Annotated in this window: 16 protein-coding genes and 1 tRNA gene; 6 read left to right on the forward strand and 11 right to left on the reverse strand. The window is 43.9% G+C overall.

Going from position 1 to position 17,223, the window contains the following annotated elements; all coding sequences use genetic code 11:
* Positions 1-52: 52 nt before the first annotated feature.
* On the reverse strand, positions 53-1,450 hold the full coding sequence (gene mnmE / locus DWW10_RS04305) for a tRNA uridine-5-carboxymethylaminomethyl(34) synthesis GTPase MnmE (RefSeq protein ID WP_022392397.1): 1,398 nt from the start codon (positions 1,448-1,450) through the stop codon (positions 53-55).
* 131 nt (positions 1,451-1,581) lie between these two features.
* On the opposite strand from mnmE, the gene DWW10_RS04310 reads away from it, so the two are divergent.
* A complete protein-coding gene (locus DWW10_RS04310; RefSeq protein ID WP_259320408.1) occupies positions 1,582-3,522 on the forward strand; it encodes a PAS domain-containing hybrid sensor histidine kinase/response regulator in 1,941 nt (646 codons plus the stop codon).
* An 11-nt stretch (positions 3,523-3,533) separates the two neighbouring features.
* Here the strand turns inward: DWW10_RS04310 and DWW10_RS04315 are convergent, their stop codons facing one another.
* From DWW10_RS04315 to DWW10_RS04330, 4 genes are all read right to left on the reverse strand, one after another.
* Positions 3,534-4,412: a nucleoside phosphorylase gene (locus DWW10_RS04315; protein WP_007215880.1), complete on the reverse strand. Its 879-nt coding sequence runs from the start codon at positions 4,410-4,412 to the stop codon at positions 3,534-3,536.
* A gap of 100 nt (positions 4,413-4,512) precedes the next feature.
* Complete coding sequence (floA, locus tag DWW10_RS04320) at positions 4,513-5,514, reverse strand: flotillin-like protein FloA (RefSeq protein WP_007213154.1); 1,002 nt, start codon at positions 5,512-5,514, stop codon at positions 4,513-4,515.
* A gap of 26 nt (positions 5,515-5,540) precedes the next feature.
* Positions 5,541-6,011 (reverse strand): NfeD family protein, encoded by a 471-nt coding sequence (locus DWW10_RS04325; RefSeq protein WP_007215881.1) that lies wholly within the window; start codon positions 6,009-6,011, stop codon positions 5,541-5,543.
* Between the two features lie 6 nt (positions 6,012-6,017).
* Positions 6,018-7,448, reverse strand: a complete 1,431-nt coding sequence (locus tag DWW10_RS04330) for a tetratricopeptide repeat protein (RefSeq protein ID WP_022392400.1) — start codon at positions 7,446-7,448, stop codon at positions 6,018-6,020.
* A gap of 144 nt (positions 7,449-7,592) precedes the next feature.
* Here DWW10_RS04330 and DWW10_RS04335 point away from each other — a divergent pair, with 144 nt between their 5' ends.
* Both DWW10_RS04335 and DWW10_RS04340 read left to right on the forward strand, forming a co-directional pair.
* On the forward strand, positions 7,593-8,348 hold the full coding sequence (locus tag DWW10_RS04335) for a PP-loop family protein (protein ID WP_022392401.1): 756 nt from the start codon (positions 7,593-7,595) through the stop codon (positions 8,346-8,348).
* A 26-nt stretch (positions 8,349-8,374) separates the two neighbouring features.
* On the forward strand, positions 8,375-8,743 hold the full coding sequence (locus DWW10_RS04340) for a DMT family protein (RefSeq protein ID WP_022392402.1): 369 nt from the start codon (positions 8,375-8,377) through the stop codon (positions 8,741-8,743).
* Between the two features lie 83 nt (positions 8,744-8,826).
* On the opposite strand, the gene DWW10_RS04345 is transcribed toward DWW10_RS04340, so the two are convergent.
* The 6 genes from DWW10_RS04345 to DWW10_RS04370 are packed head-to-tail and all read right to left on the reverse strand — an operon-like array spanning position 8,827 to position 13,241.
* Positions 8,827-9,849 carry an FAD:protein FMN transferase gene (locus DWW10_RS04345; RefSeq protein WP_022392403.1) on the reverse strand — a complete coding sequence of 341 codons (1,023 nt, stop codon included), beginning with the start codon at positions 9,847-9,849 and terminating at the stop codon, positions 8,827-8,829.
* Between the two features lie 9 nt (positions 9,850-9,858).
* Positions 9,859-10,440, reverse strand: coding sequence for a manganese efflux pump MntP (locus DWW10_RS04350; protein ID WP_022392404.1), 582 nt, complete (start codon positions 10,438-10,440; stop codon positions 9,859-9,861).
* 4 nt (positions 10,441-10,444) lie between these two features.
* Positions 10,445-11,209, reverse strand: a complete 765-nt coding sequence (locus tag DWW10_RS04355; RefSeq protein ID WP_007665703.1) for a DUF6048 family protein — start codon at positions 11,207-11,209, stop codon at positions 10,445-10,447.
* Positions 11,172-11,672: a DUF6452 family protein gene (locus DWW10_RS04360; RefSeq protein ID WP_022392405.1), complete on the reverse strand. Its 501-nt coding sequence runs from the start codon at positions 11,670-11,672 to the stop codon at positions 11,172-11,174. Before DWW10_RS04360 ends, DWW10_RS04355 begins: the two co-directional genes overlap by 38 nt.
* A gap of 4 nt (positions 11,673-11,676) precedes the next feature.
* A complete protein-coding gene (locus tag DWW10_RS04365; RefSeq protein WP_022392406.1) occupies positions 11,677-12,630 on the reverse strand; it encodes a glycosyltransferase family 2 protein in 954 nt (317 codons plus the stop codon).
* Positions 12,631-12,686: 56 nt separating this feature from the next.
* Positions 12,687-13,241 carry a DUF4199 domain-containing protein gene (locus tag DWW10_RS04370; RefSeq protein WP_022392407.1) on the reverse strand — a complete coding sequence of 185 codons (555 nt, stop codon included), beginning with the start codon at positions 13,239-13,241 and terminating at the stop codon, positions 12,687-12,689.
* Positions 13,242-13,482: 241 nt separating this feature from the next.
* On the opposite strand from DWW10_RS04370, the gene DWW10_RS04375 reads away from it, so the two are divergent.
* The 3 genes from DWW10_RS04375 to DWW10_RS04385 all read left to right on the forward strand — a co-directional run bounded on the left by DWW10_RS04375 (position 13,483) and on the right by DWW10_RS04385 (position 17,091).
* Positions 13,483-13,556 (forward strand) — tRNA-Thr (locus DWW10_RS04375).
* 97 nt (positions 13,557-13,653) lie between these two features.
* A complete protein-coding gene (locus DWW10_RS04380) occupies positions 13,654-16,554 on the forward strand; it encodes a triple tyrosine motif-containing protein (RefSeq protein WP_118420923.1) in 2,901 nt (966 codons plus the stop codon).
* A gap of 96 nt (positions 16,555-16,650) precedes the next feature.
* Positions 16,651-17,091 carry a DUF6078 family protein gene (locus tag DWW10_RS04385; protein ID WP_007665698.1) on the forward strand — a complete coding sequence of 147 codons (441 nt, stop codon included), beginning with the start codon at positions 16,651-16,653 and terminating at the stop codon, positions 17,089-17,091.
* Positions 17,092-17,223 lie beyond the last annotated feature (132 nt).

Consider the following 17,223-nt stretch of genomic DNA (forward strand, 5'->3'; position numbering starts at 1 on the left):
TATTTTTTTTGGTTATTTTGTAACATATTGATTATCAGTGAGTTATCTCGGTTTATTTGCCGATGCAGAAATGTTGAAATATATTTTGTAGCACCATATCATTCGTCACCTCCCCCGCGATGTCGCTCAAATGGAAGATGCACTCCCTGATGTCCTGGGCCACGAAGTCCCCTGAAAGATTGTTTGCCAATCCCTGTTGTACGCGTCCGATGGCTTCTAAAGCATGCGTAAGGGCTTCGTAATGGCGGGCATTGGTCACTATCACGTCGTTCTGGGTTATCGTAGGCAGATTGGCGGCGGCTATAAGTTTCTTCTGAAGCACATCCGTATTTTGCCTTTTCTTGGCGGAAATAAAAATACATTCGGCGTCAGGAATGATGGAAGAGGCCGCAGACAGCACCTCATCAGAATGAGCCGTGCCCAACAAGTCCGCTTTGTTGAATACCAATATCAAATGCTTTCTTTCCAGACGCGGAAGTATCTGTCCCGATAGCTGATTCATTTGCGACGTTGCGTCCGTTGCATCAATCATCCAAAGCACGATCTCCGCTTGTTCCAGTTTTTGGAACGTGCGCTCTATGCCCAGACTCTCAATCGTATCATTGGTTTCGCGGATACCTGCCGTGTCAATGAAACGGAAAGTAATGCCGCCGATATTGGTCGTATCTTCAATCACGTCGCGTGTAGTGCCGTGAATATCGCTCACGATAGCCTTGTCCTCGTTCAGCAATACATTGAGAAGCGTTGATTTCCCGGCATTCGTTTCGCCGATGATGGCTACCGGTACGCCGTTTTTGATCGCATTTCCTACACTGAACGAATGTACCAGTCGGGAAATAACTCCTTCAATGTGATCCGCCAATCGGCAAAGCTCCGTTCTGTCCGCAAACTCCAACTCTTCATGGTCGCTGAAATCCAGTTCCAGCTCAATCAGTGAAGTGAAGTGTAGCAACTGGTTGCGTAGCTCCGTAAGCTCCTTGCTGAATCCGCCACGCATCTGGCTCATGGCAAGGCGGTGGGTGGCGGCAGATGAAGAAGCAATCAGGTCCGCCACGGCTTCGGCCTGGCTCAAATCCATCTTGCCATTGAGAAAGGCGCGTTGCGTGTATTCCCCCGGTCTCGCCAGGCGGCAACCGTGCTTGATGAGCAATTGCAAAACCTGTTGCAAGATATAGCTCGAACCGTGGCAGGTGATCTCCGTACTATCTTCGCCCGTGTAAGAGTGCGGGGCGCGAAACAGGCTGACAAGAACCTCGTCGATGATTTCCTCTCCATCGTGTATCTTCCCGAAAGTCAGTGTATAAGGTTTGCAATCCGCCAGCGTTTTACCGGATTTTGCCGGGGTGAAAATGTGGCTGGTGATACGAATGGCGTCCGCTCCTGAGACGCGAATGCTTCCGATTGCTCCTCCTTGGGCCGTGGCAATGGCACAGATGGTATCCTGATTCATCATAAAAATTGTTATTTGAGTTGCAAAGATAGCCTTTTGGGGTAAAAAAAAGAACGCGATTGTATATTACTTACTCTTTTTTATTACATTTGCTCAATTTTCGTAGCCTTTACATGATACACTTTGTTATTATGGCGCAAGACAAAATAAAAATGCATGATTCCGCTTCTCATACTACCGAGAAAGACGAGAACACGGAACTACTGAAAGAGAAATTATTGAAGGTCAACTCCGTTCTGGCTGCCCATCAAATTGCTCTCTGGGAGATAAATATCAATACCTTGGAGTGCACTTTCACTCAGGAATATTTCGAAAGTTTAGGCTTGGATAAAGTCGGCATCCGTTATCAGAATTTGGAAGAGTTCTGTAGCTTTGTGCATCCCGATGATAAGCATTTGGTGTCGTTGGATGGCTTTCAAAAGAAATTGGATGGCTTTGAAGAGTCCAAAGTCTTACGCGTGCGTTGCGTAGGCGCGCATGGCGAAATAGTCTGGTTGGAGGACCACCTCTTATCTGTAGAGAAAGATAAAAGTGGAAATCCGGAAAGCCTCTTATGCTATACCGTGAACGTCACTGGGCAGTGCGAACGCGAAACACGCATATCGCGCGTGGAAGAGCGAAACCGGAAGATAATACAGGCATTGCCTGAATTCATCTTCATCTTTGATGAAAATTTCTTCCTCACCGACGTGTTAATGTCTTCTGACACCATTTTGCTCCATCCCGTTGAACAACTACGGGGAGCGGACGGGCGCACTATCTATTCTCCCGAAGTCAGCGACCTGTTTCTACGGAATATACGTCAATGCCTCGAAGACGGTGAGTTGAAGGAGATAGAGTATCCCCTGGATGTGGATAATTGCGAAAGGCATTATTTCCAGGCACGCATCGCGCCGTTCGAAGATAATAAAGTGATGGCATTGATACACGATATCGGTGACAGGGTGCAACGCTCCAATGAACTCATCGAGGCGAAGCAACGGGCAGAAGAGGCCGACCGCATGAAATCGGTGTTCCTGGCCAATATGAGCCACGAGATCCGCACTCCTTTGAATGCTATCGTGGGATTCTCTGAAATCATAGCTTTGACGGAAGATGAAGTGGAGAAAGCCGAATACCTGAACATCATTCAAAAGAATAGCAACCTGTTGTTGCAACTCATAAATGACATTCTGGACCTTTCCCGCATCGAGTCGGGGAAATCGGAAATGAACTTCCAGTTGGTCGAAATGACCGGACTGATTGACGAAGTGGAGAAAGTGCATCGCCTGAAAATGAAAACGGGCATCCGACTGAATGTGATGCGTCCCGATGAGGAAATCTGGATTATGGTGGACCGGAACAGGATTACGCAAGTGCTGTTCAACTTCCTCTCCAATGCCATTAAGAATACCCATGAAGGGGCCATCACCCTGGGGCTGGAGGTCTGCGGAGAATGGTTGAAGGTTTATGTAACGGATACCGGTTGTGGCATTGCGAAGGAGAAATTGCCCTTGATTTTCAACCGTTTCGAAAAGCTGAACGATTTTGTTCAGGGCACGGGTCTGGGGCTTCCCATCTGCCAGAGCATCGTGGAGAGATTGGGAGGAAAGATTTCCGTAGAGTCCGAAGTAGGAGTGGGGAGCACTTTCGTGATGACCCTTCCTTACCGCCAGTTTGTATTGGGAGCGGATGGTGAACCTGTTGAAGTCAATGCCCACGTAGAGCGAAGATCAGACGGCAGGAAGAAAATTCTGATAGCCGAAGATACGGAGTCTAACTTTATGCAGATAAACATTTTGCTGAAGAAAGACTACACCATTTCGTGGGTTACCAATGGCGAAGAGGCCATAAATAGTTTCTTGCGCGAGCGTCCCGACCTGATATTGATGGACATCCGCATGCCGGTGATGAACGGTATTCAGGCTACGGAAAAGATACGTACCATCGACATCGATCTGCCTATCGTTGCGGTGACGGCCAATGCTTTCCTGATAGAACAACAACAAGCATTAGCCGCCGGATGCAATGATATAATTGCCAAACCATATACTTACGAAAGATTGAAGGAAACAATCATCAAGTATATTTGAGTGGGTGTTTCTTAAATTCTGTCCAGTACGGTTTTTATCAAAGTGTCAATCGTATTCTTGTAGCCCGTATTGGCTTCTTTAATCAACCGGTTGGCTATGACCATGCATACCGTGGTCGCCTTATGTCCCATCAGGCGGCTCAAACCGGCCAGTGCGGAGCTTTCCATCTCGAAGTTCGTAATGCGATAGCCATTGTATTCAAAGTTCTCGATCTTTTCATTTTGCTTCGGGTCGGCCAGCGGAATGCGTAGTTCGCGTCCTTGCGGGCCAAAGAAACCACCGGCGGCAATCGTTACACCGCGTACCATATCGTCTCCGGCAATGCGCTCTATCAGTTCGGCATTGGCGTCGATCACGTACGGAGCAGGTGCGCACATATTCCCCGACCATCCCATGTGGTTCAGGAATGCACGTTCAAATGGCAGGTCACACACTTCATTGCGCCCTGAATAGAAGTTCAGCAGGCCATCGAAACCAATGGACTTTTGCGAGCAGATAAATGTACCTACGGGCGTATTCGGTTGCAAACCGCCACAAGTACCGATGCGTACCAGTTCTAACTGGCGAAGTTGGGGCTTTTCTTCACGTGTGTTGAAGTCGATGTTGGCCAAGGCGTCCAGTTCGTTCATCACAATATCGATGTTGTCGCAACCAATACCCGTAGAAACCACCGTGATGCGTTTGCCCTTGTAGGTACCTGTAATGGTTTTGAACTCGCGGCTTTCCACTTCACATTCTTTATTCTCAAGGTGTGAGCCTACCAGTGCCACTCTGCCCGGGTCGCCCACCAGGATTACTTTGTCTGCCAGCCACTCAGGCTTTACGTGCAGATGAAAAACTGAACCGTCATCATTGATAATAAGTTCGGAAGATGCAAAATACTTTTTCATATTCTGGATTTTTTGGTTGATACGTTTATAAATAGAAAACGCCGGAACGGGATTACTGTTCACCGGTTCCGACGTTTTTCTGGGGCAATAATTCTACCGGTTATTTACTCAACGGCTGGTTTGAGTTGTTTCCCGATGGTTTGGCTATGGTTTCGCGCATGGAAGTATCGGCTTCGATGTTCTTCATCCGATAATAATCCATGATGCCCAGGTTGCCGTTACGGAATGCTTCTGCCATGGCCTTAGGTACTTCGGCTTCCGCCTCGATCACCTTGGCGCGTGCTTCCTGAGCTTTCGCCTTCATTTCCTGTTCGCTGGCCACGGCCATTGCACGGCGTTCCTCAGCTTTGGCTTGGGCGATATTCTTATCGGCATTTGCCTGGTCTATCTGCAAAGCCGCACCGATGTTCTTACCTATATCGATATCAGCGATATCAATGGACAGGATTTCGAAAGCCGTACCGGCATCCAGACCTTTGCGGAGCACAAGTTTGGAGATTGAATCTGGGTTTTCCAATACTGACTTGTGGTTTTCGGACGAACCGATGGAAGATACGATACCTTCGCCTACACGGGCCAGGATAGTGTCTTCACCGGCACCACCCACCAACTGGCGGATATTGGCGCGTACCGTTACACGGGCTTTGGCTATCAACTGGATACCATCTTTTGCTACGGCGGTCACCGGAGGAGTATCGATCACCTTCGGGTTTACCGACATCTGAACGGCTTCGAACACATCACGTCCGGCAAGGTCGATTGCGGTAGCCATCTGGAAGGATAATTCAATATTAGCTTTAGAGGCGGATACCAAGGCGTGTACCACTCTTTCTACGTGTCCACCGGCCAGGTAGTGAGCTTCCAGCTCGTCGCGGGTAATGTTGCTCAATCCGGCTTTGTGTGCTTCAATCATACCCGGTACAATGATGTAGGGAGGTACGTTACGGATACGCATTAAAAACAATTGCACCAATGAAATCCTGACTCCCGAAACTTTGGCGGACAACCATAGGAAGAAAGGAACATAGTGGAAGAACAGTACGATGAAGATAATGCCTCCTATCACAAGAAAGGCAGTTAGGTACATAGTGTCTACGTTCATGATTTATAAGATATTAAGTGTGAATATTAGTCTTTTTTCTTTTCTACCATGATAACGCCGTCCGTAATACGGTTTACAATGATAGGGGTTTTTTCATTCAGGAATCCGTCCATGGATTTCACTTCCACGATGTTGCCGTCTATTTCGGCATTGCCGATCAGTGCCAGGCGTGTAATGGCCACACCCGTATCGCCTACTTTTACTTGATCTGCGGCCGTACGGTCCACCTTCGATGTGATATTCTTCTTCAACGCCACTTTATCCAAGGTCTTGGAGCGCATGAAGAGTATCAATGAGCCAATGCAGGCTATTGCCGATACACCGAGCGTGATGAAACCAGCCGTTGTACCCAGATAGGCAAAGGCATAGTAGTTGGCATAGATCATGCAAGCTCCGGCCAGGATTCCGGCTATGCTGATGCCCGGGATGACGAACAGTTCTACCAAGAACAGGATAACCGCCGCAACAATGAGTACAATGATGATAAGTATGTCCATAGTTTTCTATTTAAAGGATTGTTTTTCTGTATTACGCACTTCAATGGCGGCCTTCTCCAATTCACCTGATAGTTGTTGTATCTGCTTTTCCAGGTCGAGTATGGCGGGAGCCAGTTTGGCTTTATCGCTTTCCTTGGCGCGGGAGTACAAGGAACGTTGCTCTTCCAATTTGTTTTGCTGCTCTTTGAAAGCCTTTTCTAATTGGAGGTATTTGCCGAACAGGTTTTTGGCCTGAGGAGATTTGAAATCACTTTGTTGATAATAAGTATTCTGATCATCGATTACAAACTCAAACTCATGACTTTTCGTGGTTTGTGGCTTTTCATCGAATGCGGCTTGTAGTCGATGTTTGGCATCGGCTACGGCATCCTGATCCGTCCACGTATCTTTCAGAGAATGAATCCGGGCAAGTCCGATTGCTTTTTTCGGGTCCATTGCTTCATAATTATATACCCTTTTGGAAGAATTTGGAATGAATACATAGATGCAAACTTTTCCTTCCGGCTGGTAACGGTCGGAGGCAAACCATCCGAGATTATTATATTCGTCGATAACAAACATATAGTCATTATAGGGAGAGTTGAACGGCATACCCACATTTTCTGGAGTGAGGTAGGTGTTCGTATTGGTATTGTAACGGGTGACGAATATGTCGTAACCACCTATCGAATTTTCACCATCAGCGGCATAATAGATGGTGATGCCATCTGTCAATACATACGGATAGTTGGCATTGATGGAATCATTTATACTACCGGGTAGCAGGCTACCTTTGCTCCATTCGCCCTGCATTTTGTTACGCGAGAGGATGCTGAGTTTACCGTCCGGTTGGCGCTCACCATAATAAATCTTATTGCCGAGTTCTGTTTCATATACGGTAGCTTCAACCTCTGTCTCATTCTGGAAGAAATCGTTGTACATGAATAGTTTACCGGATTCAGGACTGATTTTATAAGCTTCCAGAAAACGACCTTTGTCTATTACGATGCTATCGATAATGCAAACTTCTTCAACCCCTTTCAACATGCGGAAGTTGGCTTTACTTTTCTCCAATAGCTTTTCGGCTTCTGCGGTCGGCCTTTTCCGTTTGGCCAGGTCACTGATGTAGTCTTCGTAGCATTTGATGGCATCTTCAAAGCGATACAGGTCATTGTAATTTCGCGCCAGATAGAGTTGTCCGCTGGGCACCCGTCTTTTTACGGCGGTTTCCAGATATTTCAAGGCTACTTCAGGCTCTCCTGTTTCCAGACAACATACGCCGTACCATAAGTTATAATTTCCATTTGCCGGTTGTGTCTTTACGAGTTTCTGGAAAATTGGTTTGGCTTTCTCGTATTGCCCTTGGTTGTAGAAAGCTCTGGCTTCCTCCAACGTCTGTGCCGATACACCGACTAATGTGAGACAAAATAGAAGGAGTAAAATATATCTCTTTTTCATGCTAGTTATCCAACTTACAAATTCGAATGTTCAAAAATACAAATTAATCGGGAATAATGCTGATTTCCGTTATTCTATTATGTTAATTCTTCTTTAAATCATTCTTTTCTCTTACTTTTGCAACCGCAAATCTTATGTAGTATTATGGCTCAATTCACCGAAGAAGAGAAAACCGTCCGCCGCATTGAAAAGCGGTTTACTAAGGGGCTGGTAGAATATGGTCTGATAGAGGATGGGGATAAGATCCTTATCGGACTCTCGGGCGGCAAAGATTCTTTGGCGTTAGTGGAGCTATTGGCAAGACGCGCCCGAATTTTTAAGCCTAGGTTTGCGGTGGTTGCCGTCCATGTAGTGATGAAGAATATTCCGTATCAGAGTGACCTGGCATATCTTCGTGAGTATGTAGAGTCATGGGGAATCCCTTTTGTATTGTATGAAACGGAATTTGATGCAAGTACAGATACACGCAAATCACCTTGTTTCCTTTGTTCATGGAATAGGCGCAAGGCCTTGTTCACGGTAGCTAAGGAGCAGGGATGCAACAAGATAGCATTGGGACATCATATGGATGATATTCTGGAAACGCTATTGATGAATATCACTTTTCAGGGGGCATTCAGTTCCATGCCGCCCCGTCTGGTAATGAAGAAATTTGATATGACGATTATTCGGCCGATGTGTTTGGTACATGAGGCTGATTTGCTGGAACTGGCCCAAATAAGAGGGTATCGTAAGCAGGTGAAGAATTGTCCTTATGAGGCGCAATCTCACCGTAGTAATATGAAAGATATTCTACATCAGTTGGAAGCTATGAACCCGGAAGCTCGCTATAGTCTTTGGGGAAGTATGGCAAATGTTCAGGAGGAACTTCTTCCTCAAAAAAATGATAATTTAGATTAATCACCCCTTAAATATTCGTCACTAAAATGAAAGGTCTTTATACGATTCTGCTTTTAATAGTGTCTAATGTCTTTATGACTTTTGCATGGTATGGTCATCTGAAGTTGCAAGATATGAAAGTGATCACTAATTGGCCGCTTTATGCCATAATCTTATTTTCATGGAGCATCGCTCTTGCGGAATATTTTTGTTTGGTTCCGGCCAATCGTATCGGCTTTATTGGTAATGGTGGTCCTTTCTCGCTGATACAATTAAAGATTATTCAGGAAGTGATTACACTCATCATTTTCACGGTATTTACTACGGTTCTTTTCAAGGGCGAAAGTCTGCATTGGAATCATTTTGCGGCATTCATTTGTCTGGTACTTGCGGTGTATTTTGTATTCTATAAATAGGTACGTAGTGATTAGTGTTTAGTGATAAGTGATTAGCACCATGCGGAATGTTGCGCAACCCGCTAATCACTTATCACTAAACACTAATCACTTGTTATAAATCGTTCCATCCCTTTCGTATAGTATGTTTGAAGTTCTCCCTTCTCATCCGTGTAGATAAAGCAGGCATCAATATCTGGGTGGGCATCGGCAAACCGTTCGGCTTCTTCCAATCCCATCACCATGAAAGCGGTGGCATAAGCATCAGCACTCATGCAATCTTTGGCTATTACCGTGGCGGATAAGATGTTGTGTTGCACCGGATATCCCGTTCTTGGGTCTATGGTATGCGCATATTTCTTTCCATCCTTATAATAGAAATTACGGTAATTGCCTGAAGTAGCAATGCCCACACCCGTTACATTCAGTACCGTTTGTAATTCCTGATTGATAGATAGCGAATCATCTACCGGCTTATTGATACCGATGCGCCACAAATCTTTCTTTGGATTTTCTCCCTGGGCTACAATTTCTCCACCTATATCTACCATGAAATTCTTAATGCCTTTCTTTGCGAGAAATTGTGCTATTACATCTACGGCATACCCTTTAGCAACGGCACTACATGATAGCATCATGCGTTCATCCTGCTTCACAACCTTTCCTTCATTGGATAGGGCTACTTTGGTATATCCCGTAATGTCCAGCAGACTATCTATCATGGCCGAATCAGGAAATGCACCTTTCTTGAAACCAAATCCCCAGGCATTGGCCAATGGGGCAACCGTAATGTCGAATGCACCATCCGTTTCTTTGGAAATTTCCATACTACGACGGAATACATTCGTGAAAAAAGTGTCCGGTACAATATCCTCGTTGCGGTTGATTCGCGTAATTGTGGCCGTATCATTAAAGGGGGATAGAGAGCCGTCAAACCTCTTCAATTCTTCGTCAATTTCAACTTTCAAGTCACCATCATACTGATAGGTTATATTATAAACCGTGCCGAATATCAATCCGTTTATTGTATAATAAGGTTGCGTACGGTTGTGACGTGCAAGTATCCAGATTGTTCCCAATACAAGCAGGGCAATCCATAAGAAATTTCTCTGTGCCTTCTTTTCCATAAATGAAGTTTAACTAAAGAACAAGTGTTCTATTAATATTTTGGTTCCGATGATAATCAGGATAATACCTCCCCAGAGTTCTGCCCGTAGTCTTCGTGCAATGCCACATCCAAAGCGGATACCGAATAGTAATCCTATAAGAGACATGGCGAAAGATACAAAGCCAATGATAGAAATGGGAGGGAGTATTTCTGAGAAATCACGCATACCCAGAAATGCAAATGAGACTCCAATAGCCAATGCATCGATGCTGGTTGCAACGGCTAATGCGAGCACTACTTTCAAGCTTTTCGGGTCGTATTCTTTTTTGCAATCTTCGTCCTTGAAAGACTCTCTGACCATGCGTCCGCCCAGAAAAGCAAGAATGGCGAAAGCGATCCAATGATCCAGACTCTCTATCAGATGGCTGAATGTGCTGGCGCCTATCCACCCGAGGAGTGGCATGATGGCTTGAAATAATCCAAAGAAAAAAGCCATGGTCAGCATAGGCTGCCATAGCGTACGTTTCAGAAGAATGCCACTGGCTATGGAGACGGCGAAACAATCCATCGCGAGTCCCACGGCAAGAAGCCAAATCTCTAATCCGGTCATAGTTTTAGAATGGTAGTTTATAAGTGATTGTATAAGTTACGCCCATTGTGTTGGAGCCATATTTGCCGAATCCGGGTACATACCAGGGATCTCCGTACTCTCCTGTAGATGAACTTGTGCGGAATTTGAAGCGCAATCCCCAGCCCATATAGAGTTCTTTCCATATATGTGCACGGATGCCGACACAAAATTCAAACCATTGCATGGATCCTTTCATTCCTTTGTGATTGAAGGGTAAGCTTCCACCCCAGATGTCATCTACCTGGTTCGGATTACCAATGCCTCCGCCATAGATAGGATCATCTACCGAGAGGGTTGCTATATCATACTTGAAACTACTCATGGCGTAACGTAGTCCCACAAACAGGTAATTCTTGAATTTCTTTTTGAAAAGAGCGTTGTAGTTCATTCCGATACGGAAATAAGGCGCATTGCTCTTGTAGTGGGTACCATTATCATTCCATGCATCGGTGCCGCCATATCCAAGTTCTACTATCGGGAAGAAACGGTTTTTGAGGTTAACGTCCACCGCTACTTCCGAACTTAAAAAATCACTTCCGAAAGCTTTGCTTCCGATACCCCATAAATCAACACTGACGGTCACGCCATTGTATAGCGGGAAAGCTTCCTCATCAACTTCTTTCTTTTGCTCTTTCGGCGGATTAGAGGCAGGAGGACGGTTGCTGTTTTGTGCTTGTACCGGAAATCCGGCCAACAAACAAAGCACCAGATTAATTACGATAAAAGAGCTTAAGATTTTCCGTTCCATAAATGCTTACTTCTGCTGTTTGAATATATATGGAGTCAAGTATATGACGGCTATATGATCTGCCTGTGATGTTTTGCTTCATCTGGTAGCCGCAATCCATTGAAAGGAAATATGGCGTATTCTTCTGGCGGATGACAATCGTATCTTTTTTAATCTTAACGTCTTTGCTATAATGGAATACCAGTACGGTAGAGTCTGCCGTATAGCGTAGTGGTAATGATAATCCGTGTACTCTCTTCTGGTTATTGAGGATGATAGAATCTGTGCCGAATGCGGTGATGGTGAGCGAGTCAAGAGTATCATTCACAACCCTTTCTGTCTCTCCGTCTATTTTATAAAGATAGCATTGCATCATCGGACGTGCATTCATAGAGCAGTCTTCTTCTTCCGAACAGGAAGAAACGATACTGATAATAGGATAAGCAATCAGACAAAGCAATATCAGTTTTACTAATTTTCTCATAGTCTTATATTGTTTTTTCTATTTGATATTTATTTCGTTCAGGAGCATTGCGTGAAATCAGTTCGCCAAGGAAGCCGGCAAGGAACAATTGTGTTCCGATAATCATGGCGGTCAGCGATAAGTAGAAGTAGGGGGAGTCGGTAACCAAACGGTAAGGCATCCCGCTATGCATATGGTATAGTTTTGTAGCGCCTACGATGACTACTGCAATAAAGCCGAAGATGAACATAAGTGAACCGAGAAGTCCGAAAAAGTGCATCGGTTTTACTCCGAAAGCTGACAGGAACCAAAGTGAGATCAAGTCCAGGTATCCATTAAAGAAACGATTCAAACCGCCGAACTTCGTCTTGCCGAATTTGCGTGCCTGGTGTTGAACAATCTTTTCTCCGATCTTTTTGAAACCGGCATTCTTGGCAAGGTAGGGGATGTAACGATGCATTTCGCCATACACTTCAATGTTCTTCACCACATCTCTCTTGTAGGCTTTCAGGCCGCAATTAAAGTCGTGCAGGTTTTTGATACCGGATACTTTGCGTGCCGTTGCATTGAATATTTTTGTAGGAATGGTTTTTGAAAGCGGATCGTAACGTTTTCTTTTCCAGCCGGATACCAGGTCGTAATCATCCTCTGTAATCATCCGGTATAGTTCGGGTATTTCGTCCGGGCTATCCTGTAAATCTGCATCCATTGTAATGACAACATCTCCTTGTGCCTTTTCGAAGCCACAATATAATGCCGGAGATTTGCCATAATTACGGCGGAACTTAATGCCATGTACTGCATCTGATTCTCGACTCAGTTCTTCGATAATTTGCCAGGAGCGGTCGGTACTTCCGTCATTCACGAAAATTACTTCGTATGAAAAGCCGTGGGCTTTCATCACCCGTTCAATCCATGCGTACAGTTCCGGAAGTGATTCTTCTTCATTATACAAAGGAACGACAACTGAAATATCCATCTTTCTATATTACGATTAAACTGTTTTCTATATACACTATTTCTTTATCCTTTATTTTATCTTCCTCCGATATAATCTGCCGGTGGGCGCTTCATAACGAACAAAGCGATGGGAATGGCAAGTAATGATCCCGTAAAAACATTCATCGACATCATTTGCATCGTGATTTTTATCGGAGTCAGTAAACGCACCTGGCTTAAGCCTTCCCTTAATTGTTCAATATATGCGTCAATGCCGGGCACTGCTTTATATGTAATTTCCCAGGAGTTCAACATCGTTTCATAGGAATTCAATATAAACCCTTGGTCAATAAAGCGGATATATATATAATGTGCCACGGCTGTAAGCAATGCGGCAAACATATACATAAATAAGGTGAAAATCCATGCATGAAGAAAACTTATTGTCCCGCCACATACCATGTTCCGGTACATGCGCACGTAATAATACGCCATAAAGGGTACACATAAAGTTAGTCCTATAAAAATGGAAAAGAGAAATGGTACGGTAATACCCAGAGGGAACAGTATGAATTTCAAAATCCAAAAACCGCCCAAGTAAGTGCCGAACAACATGGCATATCGTTGCAAGTAACCTTTGTTTTCTGTCATCTTTCATTAGGAATAATGGCGCAAAGGTATAAATAATATTGTTTGTAGCCCGTGTATTCTTGTTAAAGTTGAAAAAAGTTTGGGCAAAGTATTGCATGTTTCATAAAAATGCCTACCTTTGCACCCGCAAACAAGAAAAACGGGTAAGTCCTATACGGCCAGCTCCCTTCGAATCCTCCAGGGCTTGATCGCAGCAAAGGTAGTTGGTTGTAGCGGCGCGATATAGTAAGCTTGCCCACCCGCCTCTTTAGCTCAGCTGGCCAGAGCACGTGATTTGTAATCTCGGGGTCGTTGGTTCGAATCCGACAAGAGGCTCAAAAGAAAAGAGATACGTTCTACGAAGAATGTATCTCTTTTTTTTATTTGTTTTTTGTAAAAAAAGTGATAGCTTTGCTTTGTAAAACCTAATATTATGATGCGGATATCCTCTTATTTCCTATATGTAACTCTTATTTTTCTTCTTTTACTCCCTTTTGGCAAGGCAGTTGCCGGTTGGAATAGCTTCATTGTTAATTTCGATAAAAACCTTTATGGTAAAGGTGCTCAGACTTGGAAAATAGCTCCTTATGATGATCATTGGGTGTACTTTGCAAATAAGAACGGTATGGTGCAGTTTGATGGAAACGTCTGGACGGTATTTCCGATGAATAACTTTTCTGATGTACGTTCTGTATTGGCATCGACTACCCAAAAGCGTATCTATGCAGGTGGTATTAATGAGTTCGGGTATTATGAACCGTCGGAAGATGGAGAGTTGGTCTATCATTGCATGTCCGATACGCTGGAAAGAGATTGCCGTTTTGTTGGTAATGTCTGGGGAATCCACGAAGCTGATAATATTCTTTATATACAAGGCGACGATCGTGTAGTGAAATATCTGAATGGTAAATACACCGCTATTGAAATGAATGCTAAAATAGATTGTTCCAATATGGTGAATGGCATTCTTTATATAGGTACTGATCATGGCGTGTGGGTATTGGTTGGAAATACTTTTTTCCCTTTACAGGGGGCTGATATTCTGGCTTCCAATCGTATCCGTGGAATTATTCCTCATAAAGGTGGGGGTGTTATTGTGGTTACTGCTTACAATGGCTTGTTTTATTGCAACGGGCGTACCACAGTACCTTTTATCACTGGTGCCGAAGACTTTATGCGTGAAAATGAAGTTTTCTGTGTGGCTGCTCAGGATGATAAAATCGCTCTGGGAACTATTCATAAAGGTCTGTTATTGATAGATTGCTCCACGATGGACGTAAAATACTTCAATGAGAATAACGGATTACGTAATAATACAGTGCTTTCTGTAGCCTTTGATAGCCGGGGTAACTTGTGGGCAGGGCTAGATAGCGGTGTGGACTATGTTTCTTTAAGTTCCTCTTTCACCAATCTATATTCGTATCCTTATTCTTATGGTACAGGTTATACGGCTGCTATGGAAGACGGCTATTTGTATCTGGGAACTAATCGTGGTCTTTATTATACCTCTTATCCGGTGAGGTTGAACGGTAATTTGCCGGATATCCACCCCATTCCCCAATCCAGTGGTCAGGTCTGGAATCTTTGTAAGATTGGAGATGATCTCTTTTGTCTGCACGACCGGGGCATTTTTCAAATAAAAGGTACGAACATGTACCGAATCACAGATATCACGGGCGCCTGGTATTGCCAGGAAGTAATGGGATATCCTGATCGTATGTATGTCGGTGTTTATAACGGCCTTTATCTTTTGGAGAAACAATCGGGAGAGTGGCGTGTACTTTGCAAGATAGATGGCTTTCAGGACTCGTGCCGTCTGTTTGAACAAGAATCAGCAAAAGTATTGTGGGTATATAATTCCGGTAGCATTACCCGTGTTGAATTAAGTGAAGACCTAACCCGCCAAATCAGCGTGAAATCTTATGGTGTGGAAGAAGGGTTTCCGGTGGAACGTCAGATTTACGTTGCTAAAATAGAAGGGCGTGTTTATTTTACTACTCCTCACGGCATCTATAAATATAATGTCCATAAGGATATGATGGAACCATGTAGTGACCTGAATAATTTATTAAATGGTGCTGTTCCCTATACCCGATTGCTGGAGTATCACGAACGTCTTATCAGTCTGAGTCCCCATGAAATCTGTATAGCCAATCTGGGAACTTATAAAAGAGGAGCCAATACCAGTATCAACCCTATCCGCCAGTCTTTTCTTGAACTGGGACAGGATTATGAGGCAATCATTCCTTTGTCCGATTCGCTCATGGTAATTCCCAATGAAGAAGGTTTTGCTTTGTTTACGGTTCCCGAAGTGAGGCATAGGCAAGATCTGACCCATTCTGTATATATAAGGAATATGTATCTTACTTATCCTAAGGATTCACTGGTGTATACAGCTAATTTTTTAGGAAAAAAGCCTTCCCTTCTGGTTGACTACACATCAAATTCCGTTCGTTTTGAATATGGACTTGCCTTTTTTGATTTGGATGGTGATGATATTCGTTTTCAGTATCGCTTAAATAAGGGAGTCTGGTCCGACTATACTACTGTGCGTATTAAAGAGTATAGTAATCTTTCTGAAGGTGACTATACTTTTGAGGTGAAGGTTATTTATCCGGATGGCACTACCTCGTCGGATGAACTCTCTTTCCGTATCCTCCCGCCGTGGTATCGTAGTGTAGCTGCTTATGTCTGTTATATTATTCTTGCATTCTTAGGCTTGTGGTATATCTACCGTTGGGATGATATCCGTGTGAAGCGTAAAAAAGAGCAGGCTGTTGTAGAAAAAGATAAGGAACTGCATGAAATGGAAAAGGAGTTTGAAGCTGATAAAGCTCGCCGTGAAAAGCAGATCGTACAATTGGAAAAAGAAAAGTTGGAATATGACCTTCAGCATAAAAGCCAGGAGATGGCCAACCTGATGATAAACTTTGTTCGCAAAAATGAGATGCTGACCGAGATTAAATCGGAGATCATCAAAGTGGCTTCTTCGTTGAGAGGAGAAGGGGCTCGCGAAGGCAAACAACTCCTTTTAGTCATCAATAGCAAGATAGATTCTAATATCCAGAGTGATGAAGTTTTGAAGCGTATCGAAGATCAATTCGATTTGATTCATAATAATTTCATGAAGCGTCTTCATGCCCGTCATCCCGATCTCTCTAATAATGAACGCATGATGTGTGCCTATTTGAAGATGAATCTCTCCACTAAGGAAATTGCTCCTTTACTGAACATCTCCGTTCGTGGTGTCGAAACCATTCGCTACCGCCTGCGTAAGAAGTTTGGTTTGGAGCGTGAAGATAGCTTGACGGATTATTTGAGTAATCAACTGTAGAGTTTGAAAAAGAAGTTCTATCTTTGTCAGTGCTTTTTGATGTGCGTTTTAGATGCATAGAGCTTTCTTTGAATAATGTTTTTATTATAATAGAATATGAAACCCGATTTTGACTACAGCGAGGTGCCTTATGCCTTCGCTCATTGCTTTAACACAAAATGTCCACGCGCCGCCAAATGTTTGCGTTACTTGGTAACCTCCTACATTCCTTTGCAGCTCACCGTTGTTTGTGTTGTGAATCCTGCCCTCACAGCTTCTCAGGAAGTTGAACCCTGCTCTTTTTTTATACCTGATCGTATGAAACGCTATGCCTCAGGTATCACTCATCTGCTAGATAAGATTCCGCATGCCGAAGCTCTTGTCATTAAACGCGAGATTTATAATTTCCTTGGCAGAAATATGTATTATCGCATCAAAAACCATGAACGTCTTGCTACTCCTGCCCAGCAGGAGCACATTCGTCAGATTTTCCTTAATCATGGAATCAAGGAAGAACCTGTGTATGACACGTATGTGGAGAAGTATGATTGGGAATAAGATCCTTGCTACTATATTAGGTGGTAACAGTTCTGCTTTTTCTCAGCTATTCTCACCGTATTGAGAATATTTTCTCAATACGGTGAGAGTCTTTACTCAAAGCGATGAGTATTTCTTCTCAATGCGGTGAGA

Source organism: Bacteroides intestinalis, assembly GCF_003464595.1.
Taxonomy (GTDB): Bacteria; Bacteroidota; Bacteroidia; order Bacteroidales; family Bacteroidaceae; genus Bacteroides; species Bacteroides intestinalis_A.